We start from the raw sequence: 6,700 nt of genomic DNA on the forward strand, positions 1-6,700 counted from the left end.
CTTTCAGGATAAACAGGCAAATCAGCTTTCACTCAGCTGTTAGCATAAATTAAAAAAACTGACCAGACTTTACATGCCCGGTCAGTGATGTCTTTTGCACTAAATAAAACATAAAGCTTTATTTCAGTAACACGAAAGAAACAAATCTGCAAGTATGACTCAAAAACACTTTTTCCTTCAGATCTGTATCGAACAGAAACCACATATGCCAGACCCAGAACAGCAAAGAGTAACAGCACCTCAAAAACAGGAATCGGCAACGCCCTTGCAAGAAGCACGGTTCCGATATCGATTCCTGCATGATCCAATCAGGGCATTTACCACAGTCGTTTTCATCTTTTTGTGCCAGAAGATTAAAAGCCCTGCCGGCCTCAAAATACAAAACAGCCCGACAATGACAAACGCCACAATTACATTGACAGGTACCATACTTTCACTCTTTCTTAAACACTCACTTCACGATTTCAAATTCACAGGCAAGATTCTCCACTCGTAACTCGTAATGTCCAGGTTCCAACCAGCTTTCCGGCGTCACATAGCCTTCTCCAATATTCTCCCCGGCACAGGCTCCACCATATCCGTAACGTGGAGACAGAAGCGGCAGCTCCTCCTGACTTCGCAAATCGATGATCTTCACCTCAGAAACACTCGCATTCAAGCCATTCTCGCCAATTCCTGGAAACGCCTCTTTACGCCCGTTTCGAATCACAAAATGTAATTCATTCTGCTCGTAAGATTCAAGATAAAGCCCTAAATATCCATCCGTCGGATAAATTTCCGCTGACGGGCTCACCTGATCCTCTGACTCACCCACTGGAAGCTTCAGTGCAGGAAGCTGTTCTGCCTCCTTCTTTCTTGATTCAATCATCTCATGAATCTTAGCCAGCTTTTCGCTATATTTTTTTGGATAATGCTGCGAAGAAAAATATACATCAGTATCTGTAAAAGAAAAGCGATAACTCTCAGATGCTCCATCTGCTACAAAAATACCCCTCAGGTCCTTTTCGCTCCATTTCTGCATTTTATTTTCGCGGAAAATGTCCTCGATTTCCCCAAGCAGATCCTCTTCCGTCCGGTATTCGTGCACAACCTTCCTTGCAGCATAATACTCCTTATCAGTCTCCGTAATCATGCAGGAGTTCTCATCCGCAACACTGACGGTGACAGTGCTCGATTCTCCGCGCATTCCACCGCCAACCGAATATTCAAATTTTGTCATCTTGCTCTCCTTAACTTTTTTGCTGTTGTCTATTCGTTCTTTTAAACTACTGTTCTGATAGACTGTTACACCAATCAGAACTGCAAAAAAGGCAAGAATTACAGCCCCGAAGCATAAAACAATTTTTAATATATTACGCATACGCGACTCACAATCTTCCCCCGTCACCTCCGTAGAAACTTACTTGTCAGCTTCCCGTTACCTCCACGGATCCTTACTTGCCGGCTCCCTGATTCCTGCAAGCAACAGCTGTTCCCATAAAAACCACTCCCCTGTAGATGGTTTATTTCTGAACTTAATCGGGCGAGGTGAATCCGCTCCTCCACTTCTTAAGTAGCGCGTCTCATACCCGTCCTCTTCTGGCAGCTCCTGATCAATCACGTCCAGTTCATATGGAAGATCCGGCGTGTAGTCATTGTCCGGAGTTGCGCCCTTAAAATAAGAGCGCGGCACATAGTCCTTATCCATAAATCGATCCCGGATGAATTGCTTCTCCGCGATACTTAACGGTCTCGGACCTCTTAAATAATCGAGCATTGCAAGCGACTCATCACGATTTTCCGGATACAGGCAGAATGCTGCAATGGTAAGAATCGCTGTTCCTTCCGGTGAGTGCATCTTCTCTGCTTCACTTTTCAGCTCCAGCACGCTCTTTGGCAGTTTATCCATGGTTACCGTTACTCTTTTCATAACAACTCCTTCCCGAAATCAGCTTCAAAAAGCCGACTTCATAAGCAACCAACATGAAACCTCTACTTAATTATTTATTTCTCACACAAAATCCAATCGTTTTTAAAAGCCCGTTCACAAAGATATATATAATTACAGCCGCAGCAAGCATCACAAATCCAGTCATAACATCTGCTCCTGTACCGTCGCTTTCAAAGCAGTCAATCATCAGAAACAGTGCAATAAACTTTTCAGAAATCATAAGCCGAACCGCATTTTTGTCTGAAAGAGCCGGTATTGCTAAGATTATTCCCGTCACAAGCAATATTCCCAAAACCAAAAACTGTTCCCCTCTTTTTCACGACTGCACACAACTCATACACATACTATATGTATATTTTATCTTACCCCTGTTTTTTACAATAAACAAATGAGGATATGTCATATGTTCAATGTTCCAAAGGAGATTAGTTTCGGTATTTATGCGTGCAGTGCTGAGGATTCATCTTTTTTGGCAACCTTTACAAATATGGAAATCACAGACTGTGCATGGAAGGCTCATGACGGTCAGCAACCAGATTAGAAGTATTACCGTATAAATAACTTCAAGTTTGTGCATGTAGAAACACTTTTGTAAAAAGGGAGTTCATTTTTAATTATTCGTATCAACCTTCCTTAATCCTGCTTTTCAAGACTTCGCTCCATTGCGTTTCTCATATTCGACATGAACACCTCCTCCGGAATCAGGGCAATTCCATTTTCGTCACTGAGAACGACCATGCGCTGTCCTCCCGTCAGTCCAAACAGATCTCTTGCCCCTTTCGGGATGACGATCTGACCCCTTTCGCCCACGGCAACAGAACCCCAGATATTTTTTCCTCTGGGAGCGGGTGGAATGATCCCCACTCCTTCCACGGATTCCGTCCTGACCAGGCTGTCAATGGTCGTTCCGTATACTTCTGCCAGTGATAAACACTTTTCAATATCAGGGACCGTCGCACCGGTTTCCCACTTAGCATACGCCTGTCTGGAGATCCCTATTTTTTCAGCGATTGCTTCCTGTGAAAACCCATGGAGATTTCGAAGCATCACAAGATTGTCTTTCAGCATGCATTCCTCCTTACTACAGATCGATCTTCTCAAAATCCGCGCAGGCCTTTTGATATGACAGATATGTTATTCCCGCATAAAACAGGACTCCGCCAAGAAGCAGTGATATCTGTAAAATGATATGGTCAAAGCCGAAAGCATTAACAGCCGCAAGTCCCGGGAAATGATGCAGCGCTTCAAAGAATCCGATCATCAGAAATGCGGCAATGATATATATGACAAAGGGCTTCCCAAGCTTATAGGCTGTCCTGAAAAAACCGCTCACAAAGATTGCGTTGAATAATCCGAAAATAAACAGGGCTGCGCCCAGGTAAAACAGATTAGCGTTCATCAGCGCATTCTGCCTGTAAATGGATGAATCCTTAAGGACCGTCATTCGTAGCATGGTAAGAACAGTCATAAGAGCGAACCCGCAGAGCTCGACCATCATAACAAACTGATATTTTCCCTTGACTACATCATTCTTTGCCACCGGCAATAGTGCCGAATACAGGATATCGTTTGCTTCTCTGGCACTCTGGAAGCTTTGATAAATCCCCAGCGTGATGAAAAATACGCTGCAGAGGATCGGATAGCCTGGGATCAGTGTCATGACGCCAAAACTGATGAACAGCCAGGTCAGCGGTAACGAAGAGAGCCGTATTTCCTTCCGTAATAAAGCACTCATGACCTCGCCTCCCTCTCCAGCCTCAGAATACTCTCTTCCAGGGTCTCCTCATGCCGGACATTCCTCTGCATGAACTCCATCATGGAGCAGTCCGCTTTTATCTCACCATTGCTGATATAAATGATATTATCTGCACACCGTTCCAGATCTGAGATGATATGTGTTGAAAAGAAGATCGTCACCCCATGTTCTTTCAATATCTGAAACACTTCCATGAGCTCATCCCGGGAAAATGGGTCCAGCCCGCTGGTCGGCTCATCTAAAATCAGCACCTTTGCCCGGTGGGAAAGCGCCAGAAGAAGATTGAACTTCACCTTCATTCCCTCTGAAAGCTCCATGGGCTTCTTTCCTTCATCCAGACCAAACATCACCATATAGTGGTGATAAGCATCCTCATCCCAGTTTGAATAAAAGGATTTAGTAGTGCTGACGATTTTCTTTATCGTCTTTCTCGGAAACCAGCTGACTGCTCCGGTGGAATACCCGATCCGCTGCTTGATCTTTGCTTCATTTCCGGCAAGCGGCATCCCAAAGTAAAAGATCTTACCGCTGTCAGTATGGATCAGATTCAGCATGGCTTTGATCGTGGTGGTTTTCCCGGCACCGTTTCGCCCGATGAATCCAGTGATCCTGCCTTCTTCCAGCGAGAAGGACACGTCTTTCATCTGAAAAGCCTGATAGGTCTTACAGATATTCTTTACTTCTACAATATCCATGTGGTCCTCCAGAAATATGACTTTCATGAATATTGTAAAGTCTGATTGCGTCGGTTTCCACTAACCGTACATGACAATTTATCACGTATTTTATTACATCTGGTTGCATTAGCCGTCTGCAATCACCCTGTTTCCCTGCCTGCATGAAGTGTTTGAATTGCTAATGAACAATTTCCGACATTCTTTTGTATAGTTTAACCGCAATATGCATAATCATCAGTGTCCAGAAGGCAGCCCACATTTCAACTGCACACAGAGGCAGAATGCCTCTCTGATACAGCGCCGGAAAGGTATCTGCCAGCATATGCAGCAGAATGGCCGCGGGCAAGCAGAACTTCTTTGCATTGACAACACCGTAATATACGATGACCGTAAGTCCGATATGTATTAACATCGCCAGCAGCCGCTCCATGACGTTCATGGCCATCATGGCGTAGTCAAACGCAGCAGCTGCCTGTACGGAAGGAAGCGCTGCGGCTGCGGTCTCTTCCGTAATATTCAGGGTCTTAAGCGCGGTCTCCGTATCTCCCTGAAGAAACATTACTGCGATGGCAAGATAGAGGATCATAGCAGGCAGAAGGACCGTCAGGATCTCGATCCCACCGTGGCCGATTCCGTATATCACCGCATTTTCACGGGTACGGTCCTTTTTCAGAATGTATTTCAGAATGATAAGCCGTCCGCATTCTTCGAAAATCCCTGCCATCGTGATCCCATAAAGGACGAAGGCGGCTGTGTTTCCGTTAATGAAGCGCGAAACAGGATTGTCTGCCACGATGCAGAAATAGTGTACGCCCACTTCCAGAATCCGGGCAGAAATGACAAAACCGGCAGCACCGGCAATAAGCCAGCTAATCTTTGTCTGTTCTTTATGCTTCTTGCGCCAGCAGATGAAAAAGCATACGGGGATCGCGATCATCAGAATAACGGTGATGGCAAGAGACGGAACGGCGCTTTTACCGATGACAATATTCTCAAATACGCTCATTCGCCATCACCTCCCCAGACTTCCACACAGAAGCCCTTGTGACCGCAGGAAGTGCAGGTAAGCTTTCGGGCTGTGGGGGTATGATTTGCCCAGAAGGCTTCCTTCAGTGTGGGTTTAAATACCTCATGGCATTCCGGACAGATGTATTTCACATGTGCGAAATAGTATCGGCTGATCAGGATCCCCCAGGGGATCGCCACCAGGAGCCAGATAATGAACGGCCACCAGATGCCTTTGACGATCCAGAAGATGATGGAAAAACACTGCAGCGCCGTGACCGGGAGCCCGGTCAGGAGCATCATCAGATGCAGTTTCTTCAGTCTTTTCTTGCCTTCCATAATGGCGGCTATGTCACCGATCGTTTCGAGGGAGAATTCTGTTTTGCCTTTCAGTCCGTTTTTCAGCTCACGGAGCTTCAGAAGCTTTTCCTCTTTGTCAATGATTTCATCTGAAAGAGCCTTCTCCTGCTGTTCTATCAGCAGGGAGATCACCTTTTCAGGATGCTCTTCCTTCAGGATCTGAGCAATCGCGCCGATGGGAAGATCCAATTCACGCAGAAAGCAGATAATCTTCATGCGCTTCAGATCGTCTTCCGAGTAGAGCCGTCTCCCGCCTTCGGATAGTTCGCTGGGAATCAGGATCCCTCTTGTATCATAGTACTGGACCGTCCGGACAGTGACGCTACAGAGCTTTGCAATCTCTCCTGTCGAGTATTTTGACATAGCCTTCGCCTCCTTTTGATAACGTATAATTAATTGCGCAAATTCTTTTAAAACCGAATAAAAAAATAGACATGACTAGTACCTTTGGGTAAAATTTTAAGTGCTCAAACAAAAAACTAACCGGAGGTATTTGTCATGTCTGAGAACATTATACAGTTAAACCAGGATCTAATCCATACCGAATTAAAGGATCTGGTCAAAACTAGCGTCGAGGAAACTCTGAATGCTATGCTGGATGCAGAAGCGGATAAGCTTGTAAATGCTGATCGCTATGCTCGTGAAGAAGATCGTAAAGGCTATAGAGCAGGCCACTATGATCGAAATTTCACCACTACAGCTGGTGATGTAAATCTCAAGATGCCAAAGCTCAAAGGCGTAGCCTTTGAAACTGCTATAATCGAGAGGTATCGTCGCCGTGAGACTTCTGTTGAAGAAGCTCTTATTGAAATGTATCTTGCCGGTGTCTCCGTACGCCGTGTTGAAGATATTACAGAAGCGCTCTGGGGTACCAAGGTATCCCCAGGAACTATCAGTAACCTTAATAAAAAGGCGTATGAGAACATCGATAAGTGGCGTAATCGTCCTATCACCGAAGAATACCCATACATT

Annotated in this window: 10 protein-coding genes; 2 read left to right on the forward strand and 8 right to left on the reverse strand. The window is 45.3% G+C overall.

Annotated features, from left to right (window positions below):
- Positions 1–451: 451 nt before the first annotated feature.
- From ACTNEN_RS05645 to ACTNEN_RS05655, 3 genes are all read right to left on the reverse strand, one after another.
- Positions 452–1,219, reverse strand: a complete 768-nt coding sequence (locus ACTNEN_RS05645; protein ID WP_441205067.1) for a hypothetical protein — start codon at positions 1,217–1,219, stop codon at positions 452–454.
- Between the two features lie 198 nt (positions 1,220–1,417).
- Positions 1,418–1,909 carry a DUF6935 domain-containing protein gene (locus ACTNEN_RS05650; protein WP_441205068.1) on the reverse strand — a complete coding sequence of 164 codons (492 nt, stop codon included), beginning with the start codon at positions 1,907–1,909 and terminating at the stop codon, positions 1,418–1,420.
- Between the two features lie 70 nt (positions 1,910–1,979).
- Complete coding sequence (locus ACTNEN_RS05655; RefSeq protein ID WP_441205069.1) at positions 1,980–2,228, reverse strand: hypothetical protein; 249 nt, start codon at positions 2,226–2,228, stop codon at positions 1,980–1,982.
- Positions 2,229–2,276: 48 nt separating this feature from the next.
- Between ACTNEN_RS05655 and ACTNEN_RS05660 the strand changes: the two genes are divergently transcribed.
- Positions 2,277–2,471: a DUF1349 domain-containing protein gene (locus ACTNEN_RS05660; RefSeq protein WP_441205087.1), complete on the forward strand. Its 195-nt coding sequence runs from the start codon at positions 2,277–2,279 to the stop codon at positions 2,469–2,471.
- 92 nt (positions 2,472–2,563) lie between these two features.
- On the opposite strand, the gene ACTNEN_RS05665 is transcribed toward ACTNEN_RS05660, so the two are convergent.
- From ACTNEN_RS05665 to ACTNEN_RS05685, 5 genes are all read right to left on the reverse strand, one after another.
- A complete protein-coding gene (locus ACTNEN_RS05665; protein ID WP_441205070.1) occupies positions 2,564–2,998 on the reverse strand; it encodes a helix-turn-helix domain-containing protein in 435 nt (144 codons plus the stop codon).
- 13 nt (positions 2,999–3,011) lie between these two features.
- Positions 3,012–3,665, reverse strand: a complete 654-nt coding sequence (locus ACTNEN_RS05670; RefSeq protein WP_441205071.1) for an ABC-2 transporter permease — start codon at positions 3,663–3,665, stop codon at positions 3,012–3,014.
- A complete protein-coding gene (locus tag ACTNEN_RS05675) occupies positions 3,662–4,381 on the reverse strand; it encodes an ABC transporter ATP-binding protein (RefSeq protein WP_441205072.1) in 720 nt (239 codons plus the stop codon). Before ACTNEN_RS05675 ends, ACTNEN_RS05670 begins: the two co-directional genes overlap by 4 nt.
- Before the next feature lie 160 nt (positions 4,382–4,541).
- Complete coding sequence (locus ACTNEN_RS05680; RefSeq protein WP_441205073.1) at positions 4,542–5,369, reverse strand: YhfC family intramembrane metalloprotease; 828 nt, start codon at positions 5,367–5,369, stop codon at positions 4,542–4,544.
- Positions 5,366–6,091 (reverse strand): MerR family transcriptional regulator, encoded by a 726-nt coding sequence (locus ACTNEN_RS05685; protein ID WP_441205074.1) that lies wholly within the window; start codon positions 6,089–6,091, stop codon positions 5,366–5,368. The genes ACTNEN_RS05680 and ACTNEN_RS05685 overlap by 4 nt, the downstream gene beginning before the upstream one ends.
- Before the next feature lie 135 nt (positions 6,092–6,226).
- Between ACTNEN_RS05685 and ACTNEN_RS05690 the strand changes: the two genes are divergently transcribed.
- On the forward strand, positions 6,227–6,700 hold a 474-nt coding region (locus tag ACTNEN_RS05690), incomplete at its 3' end, for a transposase (RefSeq protein ID WP_441205075.1).

The sequence above is a fragment of the Oribacterium sp. HCP28S3_H8 genome (assembly GCF_052064775.1).
In the GTDB taxonomy this organism is placed as follows: Bacteria; Bacillota; Clostridia; order Lachnospirales; family Lachnospiraceae; genus Oribacterium.